Here is an 18,332-nt window from a genome sequence, read left to right as displayed (position 1 = left end):
GGTTTATTGCTCAAAACGCATAAGCAAACCAGGGAAACATTTTGAAAGACGGGAAAGTCATACGTTCCGCCGGGGTGGTCGGAAGTTTCACGCTGCTCAGCCGCGGACTGGGCATGCTGCGCGACATCATTATTGCCTATCACTTCGGCACATCCATCTGGGCCTCCGCTTTTTTCGTGGCCTTCACTCTGCCCAATCTGTTCCGCCGCCTGTTCGGCGAGGGGGCCCTTTCCGCCGCCTTTGTCCCCGTTTTTATCGAAACACGTACTCAGGAAGGCGATCAGGCCGCATGGAATATGGCCGCAAAAGTCGTCACCATGACCGCTGCATTTCTCTCCTCCATTGCCCTCATCGGCGTTTTTCTCTTTTCCGTCTGCACCAGACTCCCCTGTTTTTCCGACAAATGGATCATCACCTTCGAACTTTCGCGCATCATGTTTCCCTATGTGGTCTTCATCTGCCTGGCCGCCCTCTCAATGGCGGCCCTCAATTCCTATAGACATTTTGCCACCTCCGCCTTTGCCCCCTGTCTACTGAACCTGATCCTGATCACGGTTATGCTGGCGGTATTTCCAATTGCAGGGAAAGAGCCCTCCGCCCGCGCAACCGTACTGGCCTGGGGGGTCCTGCTGGCCGGCATTTCCCAGGTGGCCATTCAGCTTCCTGCTCTGAAACGGTTCGGCTGCCCCTTTAAATTCTCCAGTCGTTGGAATGATCCGAAAATCCGAAAAATGCTCCTGCTTATGGCACCGGCGGCCCTGGGAATGGCCGTCACGCAGTTCAATGTTCTGATCGACCGGCTTCTTGCTCTCTGGATCGGCGACTGGGCGCCGGCGGCCCTGTTCTACAGTGAACGCATGATCTATTTCCCTCTCGGTATCATCGCCACAGCCATGGGCACAGTACTGCTCCCCACGTTTTCCGAACAGCGCGCTGAAGACAACCATTCCGCCATGAGCTCAACCATCAGCCATTCGCTGCGACACCTCTCCTTTATCATGCTGCCCGCCGCACTCGGACTCCTCGTGCTCGCGCCCGACATCCTTTCCTGCATCTTTGAATGGGGCGGCCGCTTCTCCGAAGATTCCACCCTGCTGAGCGCCCGCGCCCTCATGTTCTATGCCCCCGGCCTGATCGTTTTCAGTGCCGCCAAGGTGTTTGTTCCCGCGTTTTACGCCATGCAGGACACCCGCACCCCCGTGCGCATCGGCATCTACATTGTGCTCATCAACCTTGCACTCAACATTATATTCATCCTGACCCTGCCCGAATACTGGAAACATGCCGGAATGGCCTTTTCGACCGTACTCGCCGAAGCCGCCGGCATGACCGTGCTCGGCATACTGCTGACCCGCCGCATCAAAGATATCGAATGGCAATCCATCGCGCACAGCTCGGTCCGCCATCTGTGCAGTGCACTCCTGATGGCCGTCTCCGCCTGGTTTACAGCCCGTCTCCTGCTTCCATTCTTTGGGGAAATGCTTCCGCAGAAACTTGCAAACATGACCGCCCTGATCTTCGCCATGGCCCTCGGAGCCCTGACCTATTTTCTGCTATCCGTGCTTCTGCGGGTCCCGGAATTGCGGGAACTGAAATCAGCAATACTCCGCAGATAACCCTATGACCGATTATTTTGCCCAGCTTTGCCGCCTCACCGGACAGGCCGTGATGGATTACCGCATGATCCAGGAGGGCGACCGCCTGCTCGTCGGCATCAGCGGAGGGGTTGATTCCATGATGCTCATGCACCTTCTCACCCGTCTGCAGAAACGGGCACCCGTAAAGTTTGAGGTGTTTGCCATCCACATTAGCGAAGGATTCAAGGGACTGGATCATAAACCGCTCGTCCACTATGCCGAAAAGCACCGCTGGAAACTGAACGTCATTGAAACCCCCATTGCCGAACTGATCCTCGAAAAAAAAGCCGAAGAACGCCCCTGTGCACTCTGCTCCCGGCTGCGGCGGGGTTTTATTCATGGCTATGCCGAAGAAATCGGGGCTGGAAAACTGGTTCTGGGCCACCACCGCGATGATCTCTGCACCAGTCTCCTGATGGGACTGTTCCGAGGAACCGGCCTGAAAACAATGGGTCCGAATGTTCCCGGTAATGCCGGAAAACTGCGGGTGATCCGTCCGATGTGCTATGCCCCGAAAAGCCTGATTGAAACCGCTGCCGAATCCTTCGACTTTCCAGACCTCGGACAATGCGACTATTCCGAACAGCTTGACCGGACGGGTGACCGCGCCAGACTGGAACGTCTGTTGAAAACCCTGGAATCCGATTTCCCGAACCTCGGCAAAAGTATGCTTCGTTCCATGAAGGATATACGGCCCGGGCATCTGCTCGACCGGGATTATCTTAACCTCACTTAATCCTTCAGTTTGCCGATCCGTCTCTTATACTGCGCGTTATGAAATGCGTTCTTGCACTGGATCAAGGTACCACCTCATCCCGCTCGATTCTTTTCGATCATGCCGGGAATATACGTGCGGCCGCCCGTAAAGCGCTCAAACAGATCTATCCCCGGCCCGGATGGGTTGAACACGATCCCGAACAGATCTGGACGGCCCAGCAGTACACCGCAAAGAAAGCGATGCATCACGCGGGCGTACACTGCGAAGATACCGTAGCAATCGGCATTACCAATCAGCGGGAAACCACGGTGGTATGGAACCGGAAAACAGGAAACCCGATCTATAACGCCATCGTCTGGCAGGACCGCCGCACAGCAGACTTCTGTGCAAAACTGAAGGCAGACGGACTGGCCGGCACGTTCCATAAAAAAACAGGACTGTTTCTCGACCCCTACTTTTCCGGAACCAAAATACGGTGGATTCTCGACCATGTGGACGGTGCCCGCAAACAGGCGGAACGCGGAGAACTGGCATTCGGGACCATCGATTCCTGGCTCATCTGGAAACTGACCCGGGGCGGCACGCATATAACCGATGTCACCAACGCATCCCGCACACTGCTTTTCAATATCCACACCCTCGAATGGGATACCGAGCTGCTGGAACTGCTGGATATTCCCGTCTCGATGATGCCGGACGTCCGTTCCTCCAGCGAAGTTTACGGATCGGTCAATAAATTCCTCTGCGAATGCGGCGTCCGCGTGGCCGGCATGGCCGGCGACCAGCACGCCGCACTCTTTGGTCAGGCCTGCTTCAACCCCGGCTCTTCCAAAAACACCTACGGTACCGGATGTTTCCTGCTCATGAATACCGGCACTGAATCCGTCGCTTCGAACAACCAGCTACTGACCACCGTGGCCTGGAAACGCGGCAAATCAATCAACTATGCCCTCGAAGGCAGCGTCTTTATCGGAGGTGCTGTCGTTCAATGGCTCCGCGACGAAATGGGCCTCATCCAGAATGCATCCGACATTTCCGCACTGGCGGCGGAAGTTCCCGACACCGGCGACGTCTATTTTGTCCCGGCCTTTGCCGGTCTGGGTGCGCCACACTGGGATCCCGCCGCACGCGGGACCCTCATCGGCCTGACCCGCGGGACCGGAAAAGCCCATATTGCCCGGGCAGCACAGGAAGCCATCTGCTTCCAGTCATTGGAAGTGCTGCGTGCCATGGAAAAAGACTGCGGAAGGCCGATTCCCTCTCTGCGTGTGGATGGCGGAGCCTGTGTCGACGATCTGCTGCTGCAGATTCAGGCCGACCTCCTGCAAGTGCCCATCGAGCGCCCCGCCATGGTCGAAACCACGGCATTCGGCGCTGCGGCACTCGCCGGACTGGCCGTCGGTTTCTGGCAATCAACCGGCGAAATTTCCAGTATCCGGAAAATCGACCGTATCTTTGAACCGTCCATCAGCAAAGACGAAGCAGAATCGCGCTTCGCCCGATGGAAGCAGGCCGTCGAACGCTGTAAAAACTGGGAGAACTGACTGTTTATGACAGACTTCGGATCCATCGTATTTCTGCCCCCTGAAAACGGACAATGGCGGCGCAGCACAGGGTTACAGTACTTTTATGTCGATTCAACACGCGTGGTGGTTTAAATTCTACGGCTTATTTTTCAGGAGAACTGTCATGATAAAAGCAAAAGTCGTTGGCGCCGGAGGGTATGGCGGAGTCGGTATTACCGAGCTGCTGCTGAAACACCCGGAAGTGGAAATCGGATGTCTGGTGAGTCTGTCGGATACCGGACGGAAAATGAGCGATGTTTTTCCGCACCTTCGCAGCTTCTGCGACGATGTCATTGTCTCTCCGGATGATCCGAAAAACCGGGAACATTATGATGTGGTTTTCTATTCCACCCCCGACGGCGTCGGTATGCAGACCGCTGCGGAAGAGCTGGAACGCGGGGCCAAAGTGATCGACTACAGCGGTGATTTCCGGTTCGGAAACAAAGAACGCTATGCCGAATATGCCAACTTTATCGGCCGCGACCCCATCCACAAATCGCCGGAGCTTCTCAGCCAGACGGTATATGGACTGGCCGAACTGCATGATATTAACGAATCCAACAGACTGGTCGGCAATCCAGGCTGTTTTGCGGTAAGCTGTATTCTGGGTCTGGCGCCGGCGGTTGCCGCCGGAATCATTGATCCGAAAAGCATCATTGCCGACTGTAAAACCGGCGTTTCCGGTGCAGGGAAAAAGCCCAATGCCGCATTTCATTATCCCAACCGCTACGACAACATGAACGCCTACAAACTGGCAGGACACCAACATACCGTCGAAGTGGAACAGGAACTCAGTCTGCTGAGCACCGATCCCGTTCAGATGACCTTTACCGCCCAGGTGGTTCCGCTCTGCCGCGGCATCATGTCGAGTCTTTATGCAACACTGGACGGCCGAAAAGCGGCAGAAGTACTGGAAATTTATCAGGAATATCACAAAAATAATCTGTTCGTACGGGTCCAGGACGCTCAGACCCCGGCGAGTATTGCCGATGTCCGCGGCACCAACTACTGCAATCTGACGGTCGATGTGGACGAGCGCAGCAACCGCCTGCGTGTCATCTCGCATATCGACAACCTGATGAAAGGTCAGGCCGGCAATGCCTTACAGAATATGAATCTTATGTTTGGGCTCGATTCTGGCACAGCACTTGCGTTTCCCGGACAATATCCCTGACAGGAACCGCTAACCGGATTATGGAATGAATCGGACCATCAGACTGGTGATTGCAGCGGCCGCATTGGCAGTCTATTCGGCAGCTCTTCGGTTTGCTGCCCCGCCGGATCAGCCCTATTTTATTCTGGGTATCGGTATGGTGGCCCTGATCTCCGGGTTGCTGGGAGCGGTTGCAGGACTGATTACACTGGTGATTTTAACGCCTCTGACCCACTTCATCTATCAGCAGTTCAGCATCTCGGCCAGTTACCTCTATTTCATCAGCTCCCCCGCTTATCTTGGACTCCAGATTGTTCTTGCACTGGGTATCGGCCGTATGCGCCGGAAAAACAAACGGCTGCGCCAAAAAGAAGAGGAGCTGACCGAAACCAACGGCCGACTGCAGAACGTCCTTGCCAACGTCCAGGAACCCGGCGGCCTTCATAACCTCTGCAGCGGATGCAAGAAAATTCAGGACGATGCCGGAGTCTGGCAATCCATCGACGACTTTCTGAAAGCTAAAACAAAGATGGAATTCAGTCACTGCCTCTGCCCGGACTGTGCCGAAAAATTCCGCGATACCGCTCAGTCCACGAGCTCGTGACGCATGCTGTGTCCGATATGGCACGTGATCTCATAAGGAATCGTTCCGGCCAGCCGCGCCAGATTTTCCACACAGTTCGGAGCCGAAGGGTCAGAAGAGATCACCTCAACTTCATCTCCGACCTTCACATCCGGAATATCAGTCACATCAACCGTCATCTGATCCATCGAAACCCGCCCCCGCACGGGAGCATCCATGCCGTTAATCCGTACCACCGCTTTATTTGAAAGATTCCGGAAATAGCCGTCGCCATACCCGATCGGAACAACGCCGACCCGGCTGTCACGGTCATAGGTATGCGTCAGACCATATCCGCTGCAGCCCCCGGCAGGAATATGCTTCACCGCAATCAGCTTTGCCTTCACCGACATACAGGGCTTCAGCGTTATCGGATTCAGAATATCATCCGAAGGCCTGCAGCCGTAAACGGCAATACCGGGCCGGACCATATCAAAATGGGTTTCCGGCAAATCCAGCGTAGCCGCCGAATTTGCCGCATGAACCACAATGTTTCCAAGACCGGGGAGAATGGATCTGAATGTTTCCAGCTGCCGGAACGTCGCCGTGCGGTCCGCCTCATCAGCCGTCGCAAAATGGGTATAAATCCCCGTCAGTTCCACTTCCGGTGTTGCATGGATACGCTCAATCAGCTTCGGTGCCTGCCGGACCGGAACACCAAGACGCCCCATACCGGTATCCACCTTCAAATGCACCCGCGCCGTTTTGCCCACCCGCCGCGCCGCAGCCTGAATTGAATCCAGCGCAGACGTCGACATAACCGTCTGGGTGATTTCCTGCCACACCAGCTCATCCTGCACAGCAAAATCATCAAAATAGGCGGAAAGGAAACACAGAACAAACCCATGATACCCCTTTCTGCGCAGTTCCAGCGCTTCGAGCGGAGCAGCCACAGCAAAACCATCGGCACACTCGGCCAGTACCGGAAACAGTACGTCCATTCCATGTCCGAAACAATCGTCCTTGACGACCGGACAAAGTTTTACATTTTCACCGATCAAACTGCGCAGAACGGAAATATTGTGCCGAAGGGCCGATTCAGAAATTAAGGCTGTCAGATAATTTTTCATGATTTTAAAATACAGGTTTAAAACAGTTGCACCTCCACGGTGCTTAAACAAAAAAAGCTCCCGGATTCCGGGAGCTTTTTGTTGTAGTCCTTTTTCCTGCGGAAGAAAAGACTATGCACAGCACAACTGCGTATTATGCTCCTTTTCGAAAGCTTCAATATCATCGATAAACATCAATGATTCCCCGATGTCATCCAGGCCGAGCAACAGTTTGTTTTTCACCGCCGGATCCACATCAAAGGAGAATACGTTCTCGCCGAACGTAACCGTCTGTTCTTCAAGATTCACCGTTGCTTCGAGCGGTTCATCCGCCTCTGCCTGCTCGAAAATCTTATCCACCTCTTCACTGGACAGCTGAACCGTCAACACGCCGTTTTTCGCACAGTTATTGCGGAAAATATCCGCAAAGCCCGGAATGTCGCCTTCAATCGGTGCGATCACCACCTTAAAACCCTGCTGAGCCACAGCCCACACCGCATGCTCCCGGCTGGAACCGCAGCCGAAGTTGTTACGGCCAACCAGAATAGAGGCCCCCTTTGTCTTCGGCTTGTTCAGAATAAAATCCGGATTATCCGAACCATCGGCATTATACCGCCAGTCCGAAAACAGCGCCGGACCGAAACCCGTACGTTTAATGGACTTGAGATGCTCCTTGGGAATCAGCGCATCCGTATCGATATTCGCACGGTCAACCGCACAGACCACTCCGGTGAATGTTTCAAATTTTTCCATTAGTCAATCTCCCTGATATCAACAAAGTGACCGTTAATCGCCGCAGCCGCAGCCATGGCCGGGCTGACCAGATGCGTACGTCCGCCGCGACCCTGACGTCCCTCAAAGTTCCGGTTGGAGGTCGAAGCACAACGCTCCTTCTCCGCCAGTTTATCCGAATTCATAGCCAGACACATCGAACATCCGGCATAACGCCACTCCGCACCCGCTTCCTGGAAAATGCGGTCGAGCTTTTCGGCTTCGGCCTGATAACGAACCTTTTCGGAACCCGGAACCACCAGTACCCGGACACCGTCGGCCACCTTTTTACCTTTCATCACTTTTGCCGCCTCACGCAGGTCTTCAATACGACCATTGGTGCAGCTGCCGATGAATACAGCATCAATTTTGATGTCGGTGATCTTCTGTCCCGGCTCCAGCCCCATATAATCCAGCGCAGCACGCACATCTTCCGGACTGTATTCAGCAACACCATCCAGCTGAGGAACCTCCTGGTTCACACCCGTTACCATGCCCGGGCTCGTACCCCACGTCACCTGCGGTTCAATCTTCGTGACGTCGATCACGAGTTCCTTATCAAACTTTGCATCATCGTCGGAGAAAAGCGTCTTCCAGTATTCAATCGATTTTTCAAGCGCTTCATCTTTCGGTGCAAACGGACGGTCTTCCGCCGTAATATAATCAATGGTCGTCTGATCCGGAGCAATCAGTCCGGACCGTGCACCCGCTTCAATCGCCATATTGCAGACCGTCAGGCGGCCTTCCATCGAAAGCGACTCAATCGCCTCGCCGCAGAATTCAAAAGCACAGCCTGTTCCACCGGCCGTACCGATTTCTCCGCAGAGTTCAAGCACCAGATCCTTGGCGGTTACACCGACCGGAATTTCACCTTTAAACTCGACCTTATACTGAAGCGGCTTTTTCTGGCGAAGCGTCTGCGTGGCCAGTACATGTTCCACTTCCGAAGTACCGATCCCGAATGCAATAGCCCCGAAAGCTCCATGCGTAGCCGTATGCGAATCGCCGCAGACAATCGTTGTACCCGGCAGCGTAATGCCCTGTTCCGGGCCGATAATGTGCACGACACCCTGCTTATCGGATTCCATGCCGTAAAAAGTAATGCCGTAATCCGCACAGTTTTTTTCCAGAGCTTCAACCTGTGCTTTAGCAATCGGGTCCGTAATCTCATCCCGGTTATCCGTCGGCACATTGTGGTCAGTGGTGGCAAAGGTCAGTTCCGGATGGCGCACCTTACGATTCAGCAGACGCAGCCCTTCGAACGCCTGCGGACTCGTTACTTCATGAACAAGATGGCGATCGATATAGAGAAGCACCTCGCCGCCCGGAAGTTCCTTGACGACATGCTTGTCCCAGATTTTTTCAAACAGTGTTTTTCCCATAATTATTACCTTGGTTTAAGCGAACCGGGGATTATAGAGATGCCGAAAAGTCGTTCAAGCCATTCTTTGGCCGTTATTTGGCCACATTTTCAACAGGAAGCCCGTCGAACAGAACCCACGCTTATTCCCCTGCAACCCGTCAGGACTTTAATTGCCCCGAAAGAACAGAACAAACAAAACGTTCAGAAAGCGTTCCCACGCCCCTCACCCCGACGTCTATCTCCCCCATCGCTTCCCTTCGGGTAAGCGATCACTACACCTTAAAACAACAGAATCCAGTACAGAGAAAACACCTCCCGGAAGGGAAACACCGAACGGAGCGGATTATCACACCGCTTCCTTCAGGAGAACCCGATCACTACACCTTAAAACAACAGAATCCAGTACAGAGAAAACGCCTCCCGGAAAAGAAACTCCGAACCGAGCTGATCTCCATGCTACTTTTATCGTGATATGCAGAACGCTACACCTCGAAACAGAATTTGGTGTAGCGAACGTTTACCCGAAGGGAAACGTTGGGTATGAATCGCACTTCACCGAAAATGGCCATAACTCAACATCATCTGGAACCGGCCTCTTTCCCTTCCTGAGCAAAATGACAATTTAGACGGGAAATACCTCTCGCCTTTGCAAATATTTCGATGAATTAAACAAAACAAGCCGCCCCGGGAATCGGATCGGCTTGTTTTACAGCACGGCACGCGGCACGGAGCAGCGCAGAGCTTCGTTACAGCGCGGCGAGGGCGGTGTTGAAGGTTTCGCTGGGACGCATGGCGGCGTTGGCTCGTTCTTCGTCCGGGCGATAGTATCCTCCGATATCTACCGGTTCGCCCTGGCAGTCGATCAGCTCGGCAACGATCTTTTCTTCGTTGGCGGCGAGCGTTTCAGCCAGTTTGGCAAAGCGGGCTTTCAGATCGGCATCCTTATCCTGCGTGGCAAGGGCTTCGGCCCAGTAGAGCGCAAGATAGAAGTGACTGCCGCGGTTGTCGAGTTCGCCGGCTTTGCGGGAAGGCGATCTATTTTCCTCGAGGAACTTGGCATTGGCCTGATCCAGTGTATCGGCCAGAATCTGCGCCTTTTCGTTGCCGTAGACCGTCGCCAGATGTTCGAGTGAAACACCGAGTGCGAGGAATTCGCCGAGCGAATCCCAGCGCAGATGGTTTTCCGAAAGGAACTGCTGAACGTGTTTCGGGGCGGAACCGCCGGCGCCTGTTTCGAACAGGCCGCCGCCGTTCATCAGCGGAACGATGGAGAGCATTTTGGCGCTGGTACCGAGTTCAAGAATCGGGAACAGGTCGGTCAGGTAGTCGCGCAGTACGTTACCGGTAACGGAAATCGTGTCTTTTCCGGCCTTCGCCCGTTCCAGCGTAAAGCGGGTGGCTTCTTCCGGCGGCATGATGCGTATATCAAGCCCTTCGGTATCGTGATCCTTCAGGTAGGTGTTTACCTTTTTAATCAGCTGGGCATCGTGGGCGCGTTTTTCATCGAGCCAGAAAATAGCCGGCATTCCGGTGGCGCGTGCGCGGGTGACCGCGAGTTTGACCCAGTCCTGAACCGGAGCGTCTTTTACCTGGCAGGCGCGCCAGATATCGCCGGCTTCCACTTCGTGCTGCAGCAGAATCTGACCGAAGGCATTGACCACACGGACAATGCCGTTTTTCGGAATTTCGAAGGTTTTATCGTGCGAGCCGTATTCCTCGGCTTTCTGCGCCATGAGCCCGACATTTGGAACTGTGCCCATCGTGGCCGGATCAAATGCCCCGTTCTTTTTACAGAAGTCGACAGTTTCAGCATAAACCCCGGCGTAGCAGCGGTCGGGAATGATAAAGTTGGTATCCTGCAGCTTACCGTCTTTGTTCCACATCTGACCCGAAGAGCGGATCGCCGCCGGCATGGAGGCATCGATGATGACATCCGACGGAACGTGCAGATTGGTGATACCTTTGTCGGAATCCACCATAGCGAGATCCGGTGCGGCGTTGTACCACGCCCTGATTTCGGATTCGATGGAGGTCCGGGTGCCGGGTGACAGGCGGTCGAGTTTGGCATACAGATCGCCGATCCCGTTGTTCGGATCAAAGCCGACTTCAGCCAATTCATCCGCATAACGTTCGAGAATCGGTTTGTAGAAGACCTTGACACAGTGACCGAATATGATCGGATCGGATACTTTCATCATGGTGGCTTTCATATGCAGCGAAAACAGCGTGCCGGCTTCTTTGGTTGCCATAAACTGCTCAGCCAGGAAGTGCTCCAGTGCTTTGGCGCTCATAAAGGTGGCATCAAGCACTTCGCCCTTCTGAAGCTCGAGACCCTCTTTCAGCACCGTGATTTCGCCGTCAGCCCAGAGCTCGATGCGGGCGGTGGTGGCTTCTTCCAGTGTAATCGATTTTTCATTCCCGAAGAAATCATTTTCCGACATGGAGGAAACAACGGATTTGGAATCGGGCGACCATTCACCCATCCGGTGCGGATTTTTTTTCGCATACTTTTTTACTGCCGTAGCGGCACGGCGATCGGAGTTGCCCTCTCGCAGAACCGGATTGACGGCGGAACCTTTGACTTTTTCATATTTCGGCCGAGCCTCCGGGTCATCATATTCCGGTAGATTGTACCCCTTCGCCTGCAGTTCGGCAATACACGCTTTCATCTGCGGAATGGAGGCGGAAATATTCGGGAGCTTAATAATATTGGCATCCGGTGTCTGAGCCAGTTCGCCGAGTTCGGCCAGTGCATCGCCGACTTTCTGCTCCTCAGTCAGACATTCCGGAAACTGAGCCAGAATGCGGCCGGCCAGCGAAATATCGCGGGTTTCCACGGCAATCCCGGCTGCAGCGGTATAGGCTTCAATAATCGGAAGGAGAGAACGGGTTGCCAGTGCAGGCGCTTCGTCGGTGATCGTGTAAATAATCTTTTCGCTCATGAATTTATTCCGTCGTTTGTTGTGAAAAATGAGCTGAAGTGTCTAGGGGAAAGCGGCAGGAATGTCGAGCTCTTTCCAAGGTTTGAAACGTTCGAAAACACGGGGGTTTACTCCGTATTTTTCAATATCCGCAGATACTGCTGTGCCGGTTCATAGTCCTGTTCTGCCGACTTCCGCATCCACTCCAGCGCAATAACGGAGTCACTCTCAACTCCACAGCCGTCGAAGTAGCATCGCGCCAGATTAAACTGCCCCTCGCAGTTCCCCTCCTCGGCCGATTTCCAAAACCAGCGGACCGCTTCGGCGTCATCGGCCGGCACACCCTCCCCGTTGAGATACATTTTTCCGATCCAGTTCATTGAATAGGCATTGCCCTGCTCCGCCGCACGGAAAAACCACTCAAAGGCTTGCGTAAAATCCCGTTCCACCCCCTCGCCATTGTAATAGCATTCACCCAGACTGTCCTGCGCATGATGATACCCGTCTTCTGCCGCCAGCCGGAACCAGCGCACCGCCTCCACCGGATCGGCCTCCACCCCTTCACCGTTTTTATACCGATAGCCCAATGTATTCTGTGCCCGGTGATACCCCTGTTCCGCTGACTTTCGATACCATTCCACCGCCTTAACCAGATTCGTTTCAACACCCCGTCCGAAGCGATAGCAGCGCCCGACATAATACTGCGCCGAATCATTTCCCTGTTCTGCCGCCGCCAGATACCAACGAAACGCCTGCGCATAATTCTTTTCCACGCCTCGACCGTAATAGTACCGATAGCCCATGGCATTCTGCGATGCGGCATGTCCCTGTTCCGCCGCTTTCAGAATCCAGGCGGCCGCCTGAACCTCATCTTTTTCAACCCCTTCGCCATTATAATACCGAAGTCCAAGACTGAACTGCGATGGCGCATGCCCGTTCTCCGCCGCCATCCGGTACCAGCGCACCGCTTCGGTCTGATTGGTTTCAACTCCACGACCATAGCGGTAGTTCAGCGCAACCGTATGCTGTGCCTTTACACTGCCGTTGAGTGCGGCTTTCTCATACCACTCCGCCGCTTTCTTCAGATCGATTTCCGTTCCCGTTCCGTTGCGGTAGCAGATTGCCAGATTGCGCTGAGCCACCACAAATCCGTTTTCCGCCGCTTTGAGGTACCACCGGAAAGCAGCTTCCGGATTTTTTCCGACACCGATTCCATACTGGTAGCGATACCCCACCTTATTCATGGCTTCAACATGCCCGCGTTTCGCCGCCATGAGATAATATTCAAACGCCTGTTCCGGACTGTAGACACCACGGTCTTCTTCCGAAAAAAACTCTGCCAGATTATAGGCAGAACCGGCATAGCCGGCATTAACCCCTCGAACATACCACTCAACGGCCGCCTGTTCATTGGTCTCAACGCCATACCCATTCCGGAAACTCAGGCCCATATTGTTGAAACCATCTTCGCAGCCCCCCTCCGCAGACCGGCGGAAAAGTTCTACGGCTTTTTCTTTATCCTGCTCAACGCCGAGTCCCTCGAAATAACAGACCCCCAGATTGTTCTGAGCCAGCGCATACCCCTGTTCCGCCGCGCGCCGGTACCAGAGAACCGCCTCCTCAAAATCCACTTCGGTCCCAAGCCCCATTTTCAGCGCAAACCCCAGGTCGTTCTGCGCTTCGGCCACCCCATTACTCGCTGCCGCCCGAAAATACTCCACGGCTTTCTGTCTGTCCGGCTCAATGCCATAGCCCCGGTTATAACATTCAGCCAGCTCATACATTCCCTGCGGACTGCCCATTTCGGCCGCCTGTTTAAACAACGTATACGCCCGCGCTTCATCCATTTCGATCCCTCGTCCCCGGGAACAGCACCAGGCCAGACTGTATATTGCATTCAGATCGCCCTGTTCCTCTCCCCGGGCATACCACTCCACCGCAAGAGCCTCATCTTCAGGAAAGCCTCCTCGTCCGTAGAAAAAGTTTTCTGCCACATGATACTGTGCATTGGCATAGCCCGCTTCCGCCGACTGCAGAAAAAAGTCCGCCGACTTCTGGAGATTGGTCTCTCCCAGCTCCCCATTTTCATACATTACTCCCAGATTAAAACAGGCAACCGGATTTCCATTCGAAGCGGACATTGAGTACCAGAAAAATGCCGCATCCAGATCGCAGTTAATCAGATCGCCATTGTAGTACATCGCTCCAAGATTATTCTGGGCATTCGCATGTCCCTGCGACGCCGCCAGGTGATACCATTCGGCCGCACGCGCTCCATATTGAACCGTGCCGATGCCGTGGCTGAGGTAATAGCCCATTTTATACTGCGCATCCACCACTCCGTTCTCCGCGGAACGACGGAACCATTCAACCGCTTCAAAATCATCCTGCTCAATTCCAATTCCGGATTCATAGCAGATTCCGATATTGAACTGGGCAAACGGAACACCCTGGCGGGCAGAACGCAGATAGAGACCGGCACCGCGCTCTACATCTTCATTCACCACCAGTCCATTGAAGTAAAACCATCCCAGTTTACCCTCAGCCCACCCCTCTTCCAGCAGAGCTCCATACCGGTAATACGAAAGAGCCGCGGCAGGATCCTGTTCAACACCCCAGCCATATTCATACAGGACCCCCAGATAAAACCACGCTCCTTCATATCCCTCTTCCGCCGACATCAGGAAATACTCCAGTGCTTTTTCATAGTCCTGATCAACATCCAGACCATACGCATGCCGGTAACCCAACGTACAGAGAGCTTCGCCGTCGCCCTCCGCCGCCCTTTCACGCAACGCCTTCACCTCGGGACGTTCCGACGTTACACAGCCGGAAAGAACCGCGGCCAGTATCAGCAATAGGCAAACCCGTCTCATCCATTTCAATCCCGTTTAGACAACCGGTACCAGCCCCACGCCGTTTTCCAGCTTCTGGAAACCCCGCGTCCTGCAAAATAACATTCCGCAAGTGCCGCCTGCGCCTTTCTGTTGCCCTGTACGGCCGACTTATGAAAATAAACCGCCGCCTGCCGGTCATTCGGACGCAGATCACCCAGACCATTTCTAAACGCCAAAGCAAGCCGGTACTGGCCGTCGTGATCACCCTGCTTCGCCGCCCTGCGATACCAACGTACCGCAATCCGTCCCGACACTTCCACCCCGCGCCCCAACTCATAATTCAGTCCGGTGCGGTACATCGCGTCTGCATTCCCGTTTTCCGCCGCACGCTCCATCCAAAAAGCCGCACGTTCCTGATCATTCGGCAGCAGTCCACCGGCTTCATAAAAAAGAGCCAGCTTCCGCTGTGATCTTTCATTCCCGGCATCCGCCGCTTTCCGATGCCATTCCAGCGCCAGCTCCATATCCTTTTCAATCCCGCAGCCCTCCTCATAACAGACCGCAAGATTTCCCATCGCATCCGCATCGCCCTGCCCGGCAGAAAACTGAAACAACTCAAACGCTTTTCCCCGATCGGCGGAAACGCCCGCGCCGCGATAATACGCCACCCCCAGATTATTCCCAGCCGTGACATGGCCCTGTTTAACAGCTAGCTGATACCACCTCACCGCTTCTTCAACATCCTGCTCAACACCATACCCATGGGCATAAGCCCACCCCAGATCGTTCTGCCCATCCGCCAGACCTGCTTCGGCACACTCTCGGAAAATTGTGGCTGAAACGCTCCGGTTCCGTGGCACACCGTAACCCCAGTAATAACTCACGCCCATCTGATAACGCGCTTTAAGCAGCCCCATTTCAGAAGCCTGTGCAAAGCAATCAAACGCTTTATGATCATTCTCCTCAACCCCATGCCCCCGGGAATACAGCAGCCCAAGCTGATACAATGCGTCAGCCGACCCCTGTTCCGCGGCACGTGAATACCACAGGAACGCCAGCTCATTGTTTTCCGGAAATCCCTTCCCGTAGTAATAGCGGTCGCCCAGTTCATTCTGCGCCCACAGGTATCCATTCGAAGCCGACACAGCATACCACTGCACCGCGACCGCATCGTTACTCTCAACACCCTGACCGTTTTCATAACGAATGCCCAGATTATACGCCGCAACCGAATTCCCGCCCCGAGCAGCTTTCAGATACCATTCCACCGATCGTTCATAACTCTGTTCCACACCCTGTCCGTCTGCATAAAGATTGCCGATATTATTCATCGAATACGGATTCCCCAGCTCCACCGCCTGCAAATACCACTGCATGGCTTTCGCATAATCGGTCGCCACATGAATCCCGTTGGCATAGCGATAGCCCATAGCATGATGCGCTGCGGAATAGCCGTTCTCCGCCGAAATCCGGTACCATTCCAGTGCCAGCGCAGTATTGGTTTCCGTACCGAATCCATCCTCATAACACTCCGCAAGATGATACTGCGCTTCCGCAAGTCCATTCGATGCCGCCGCCGCATACCAACGGAAAGACTGATCCGGATTCTGTACTGTTCCATGCCCCAGTTTATAGAAGCGCGCCGCATTGTACTGCGAATTCACGTATCCCTCGCCGGCGGCATAAAGATAGTGTTTGAGCGATTCCGCATAATCAATTTCCACCCCCTCGCCGAGCTCATAACAAACCCCCAGATTATGGTGAGCCATCATATGCCCCTGAGCCGCCGCTGCCCGATAGAATGCGGCCGCTTTTTCCTTATCCAGAGGCACGCCGGCACCAATATCATAACGCCAGCCCATTTCAAACTGCGCCTGCGGCTCACCGAGCTCAGCCGACTTCAGATACCATTTCACCGCCTGTTCCGGATTGGTTTCAGTACCGGTTCCCCCCTCATAACAAACCGCCAGATTGCGCATACCTAATGCATGCCCGGCTTCAGCCGAACGGGTATACCATTCAAACGCCAGCGCCGGATTGGCTTCGGTTCCCATACCGGATTCATAACACCAGCCCAAATCATTGAATGCCGGAGTATATCCCTGCTCTGCCGCAAGCGAATACCAGCGGAAAGCCTCCTCCTCATTCTTTTCGCCCATCTCTCCGGACTGTTTAAACCAACCCATCTTACGCTGAGCCCATGCATCTCCGTTTTCTGCCGCCTTCAGATAGAGCGCATATGCCCGCTCGGCATCCGCTTCAACGCCAAGACCGAATTCGTACATCCGCGCCAGGTTGTACTGCGCCGAAGTATGCTGCTGTTCCGCCGCTTTTTCATACCACACCGCCGCCTGCAGGCGGTTGCTCTCCACACCCACCCCCTCTTCATAACACCATCCTATGGAAAACTGCGCTTTCGCATCCCCCTGTTCAGCCGATTTCAGAAACCATTCGGAAGCAAGCACGTCATCAACCTCAACCCCCTCGCCCAGCTGATACCGCCGTGCGAGACTGTATTGCGCCTTGCTATTTCCCTGCTCCGCCGCTTTGCGGAACCAGAAGACCGCTTCGGTATGGTTGGTCGGCACCCCTTCGCCATAAAGATATTTCAATCCCAGATTGTGCTGTGCCGGGGCATAGCCCTGTTCTGCCGCCTGACGGTACCAGCGAACGCCCTCTGTACAATTCGAGGTGGTTCCTTCCCCATGAAAATAACGATACCCTACCACATTCTGGGCACGATCATAACCGTTCGAGGCCGCCTTCAGATACCATGCAAACGCCTCCTCCTCATTGCGCTCCACCCCTTCTCCCTTTGCATAGCGCAAACCCAGGGCATACTGCGCTTTCGCATACCCCTGTTCCGCCGACGCCCGATACCAGCGTACAGCTTCGGTCAAATTGGTTTCCGTGCCTTTGCCCTGCCGGTAATAACCCGCCAGATTATACTGCGAAATTTTCCGCCCGGCTTCGGCCGCTTTCAGATACCACTCGAACGCTTTTTTCAAATTCCTTTCAACACTTTGGCCAACTCCATACCGATAGGCCAGTGCCGCATAAGCAGCTTCATATCCCAGCTCCGCCGACCGATGCAGCATCTCCATGCAAAGCACCGTATTGGTCTCAACCCACCTGCCCTCTTCATAATAAAGCGCCAGCCGGTAAATGGCTTTCGGATGCTCATACGCCGCCGCTTTTTCAAACCATTTTATAGCTTCGGAATGATTCGTTTCTGTGCCCTGTCCATGACGGTACCGCAATCCAATGCCGTACATGGCATTCGAATGCCCCTGCTCCGCGGCCAGATGATACCACTTCAGACATTCCGTAAAATTGGTCTCCGTGCCGTACCCGTTGCGATAACAGTATCCCAGCTCATACTGACCGTCCCGGTTTCCGCCTTCGGCGGACTGCGCCGCCCAGTCAAACGCGAGACTAAAGTTGGTTTCAACACCGTCGCCCGAACGATAACAATGCGCCAGCTCCCCCTGCGCCTGAATATCACCGGCCTCCGCCCTGCGCTGAAGTTCGGCAATATCAACGGCTCCCGCAACCGCAGCAGTAATCAGAAAAACAACCAACCCCAAACCATGCTGCGCCCTCATAAACCCCGATTCCTTATTTTATTCAGTTGTGACTATACGGAAAAATTCATTGCACAAAACTTCCAATAAGCGGGAAAGGCCCATATTTTTA

Annotated in this window: 11 protein-coding genes; 5 read left to right on the top strand and 6 right to left on the bottom strand. The window is 54.3% G+C overall.

The features are described 5' to 3' along the window. Positions 1–38 precede the first annotated feature (38 nt). The 5 genes from murJ (at position 39) to EGM51_04245 (ending at position 5,677) form a co-directional block, all read left to right on the top strand. The gene (murJ, locus tag EGM51_04265; protein ID QBG46649.1) at positions 39–1,616 is read left to right on the top strand and encodes a murein biosynthesis integral membrane protein MurJ; all 1,578 of its coding nucleotides are present in this window, start codon (positions 39–41) and stop codon (positions 1,614–1,616) included. A gap of 4 nt (positions 1,617–1,620) precedes the next feature. Further along, positions 1,621–2,373 carry a tRNA 2-thiocytidine(32) synthetase TtcA gene (locus EGM51_04260; protein ID QBG46648.1) on the top strand — a complete coding sequence of 251 codons (753 nt, stop codon included), beginning with the start codon at positions 1,621–1,623 and terminating at the stop codon, positions 2,371–2,373. Between the two features lie 38 nt (positions 2,374–2,411). Then, positions 2,412–3,899, top strand: coding sequence for a glycerol kinase (gene glpK, locus EGM51_04255; protein ID QBG46647.1), 1,488 nt, complete (start codon positions 2,412–2,414; stop codon positions 3,897–3,899). Positions 3,900–3,984: 85 nt separating this feature from the next. Then, positions 3,985–5,094, top strand: coding sequence for an N-acetyl-gamma-glutamyl-phosphate reductase (locus tag EGM51_04250; protein ID QBG46646.1), 1,110 nt, complete (start codon positions 3,985–3,987; stop codon positions 5,092–5,094). Between the two features lie 25 nt (positions 5,095–5,119). Next, positions 5,120–5,677, top strand: a complete 558-nt coding sequence (locus EGM51_04245) for a hypothetical protein (protein ID QBG46645.1) — start codon at positions 5,120–5,122, stop codon at positions 5,675–5,677. On the opposite strand, the gene alr is transcribed toward EGM51_04245, so the two are convergent. From alr to EGM51_04215, 6 genes are all read right to left on the bottom strand, one after another. Beyond that, positions 5,659–6,765, bottom strand: a complete 1,107-nt coding sequence (gene alr / locus EGM51_04240) for an alanine racemase (GenBank protein ID QBG46644.1) — start codon at positions 6,763–6,765, stop codon at positions 5,659–5,661. The genes EGM51_04245 and alr overlap by 19 nt on opposite strands. A gap of 111 nt (positions 6,766–6,876) precedes the next feature. Then, positions 6,877–7,497: a 3-isopropylmalate dehydratase small subunit gene (leuD, locus tag EGM51_04235; GenBank protein ID QBG46643.1), complete on the bottom strand. Its 621-nt coding sequence runs from the start codon at positions 7,495–7,497 to the stop codon at positions 6,877–6,879. Further along, complete coding sequence (gene leuC / locus EGM51_04230) at positions 7,497–8,897, bottom strand: 3-isopropylmalate dehydratase large subunit (GenBank protein ID QBG46642.1); 1,401 nt, start codon at positions 8,895–8,897, stop codon at positions 7,497–7,499. The genes leuD and leuC overlap by 1 nt, the downstream gene beginning before the upstream one ends. 727 nt (positions 8,898–9,624) lie before the next feature. Then, entirely contained in the window at positions 9,625–11,820 is a 2,196-nt protein-coding gene (locus tag EGM51_04225) for an NADP-dependent isocitrate dehydrogenase (GenBank protein QBG46641.1), read from the bottom strand. A 107-nt stretch (positions 11,821–11,927) separates the two neighbouring features. Further along, complete coding sequence (locus EGM51_04220; GenBank protein ID QBG46640.1) at positions 11,928–14,675, bottom strand: cobalamin biosynthesis protein CobT; 2,748 nt, start codon at positions 14,673–14,675, stop codon at positions 11,928–11,930. Positions 14,676–14,680: 5 nt separating this feature from the next. After that, positions 14,681–18,241, bottom strand: coding sequence for a cobalamin biosynthesis protein CobT (locus EGM51_04215; GenBank protein QBG46639.1), 3,561 nt, complete (start codon positions 18,239–18,241; stop codon positions 14,681–14,683). Positions 18,242–18,332 lie beyond the last annotated feature (91 nt).

It is taken from the genome of Verrucomicrobia bacterium S94, from assembly GCA_004299845.1.
In the GTDB taxonomy this organism is placed as follows: Bacteria; Verrucomicrobiota; Kiritimatiellia; order Kiritimatiellales; family Pontiellaceae; genus Pontiella.
Note: the sequence above shows the minus strand (reverse complement) of the source record. Positions and strands in the feature narration are given on the sequence as shown.

Coding starts and splice junctions, on each gene's coding strand:
- EGM51_04260 (QBG46648.1), top strand. CDS start 1,621: ATGACCGATTATTTTGCCCAGCTTTGCCGCCTCACCGGACAGGCCGTG.
- glpK (QBG46647.1), top strand. CDS start 2,412: ATGAAATGCGTTCTTGCACTGGATCAAGGTACCACCTCATCCCGCTCG.
- EGM51_04250 (QBG46646.1), top strand. CDS start 3,985: ATGTCGATTCAACACGCGTGGTGGTTTAAATTCTACGGCTTATTTTTC.
- EGM51_04245 (QBG46645.1), top strand. CDS start 5,120: ATGAATCGGACCATCAGACTGGTGATTGCAGCGGCCGCATTGGCAGTC.
- alr (QBG46644.1), bottom strand. CDS start 6,765: ATGAAAAATTATCTGACAGCCTTAATTTCTGAATCGGCCCTTCGGCAC.
- leuD (QBG46643.1), bottom strand. CDS start 7,497: ATGGAAAAATTTGAAACATTCACCGGAGTGGTCTGTGCGGTTGACCGT.
- leuC (QBG46642.1), bottom strand. CDS start 8,897: ATGGGAAAAACACTGTTTGAAAAAATCTGGGACAAGCATGTCGTCAAG.
- EGM51_04225 (QBG46641.1), bottom strand. CDS start 11,820: ATGAGCGAAAAGATTATTTACACGATCACCGACGAAGCGCCTGCACTG.
- EGM51_04220 (QBG46640.1), bottom strand. CDS start 14,675: ATGAGACGGGTTTGCCTATTGCTGATACTGGCCGCGGTTCTTTCCGGC.
- EGM51_04215 (QBG46639.1), bottom strand. CDS start 18,241: ATGAGGGCGCAGCATGGTTTGGGGTTGGTTGTTTTTCTGATTACTGCT.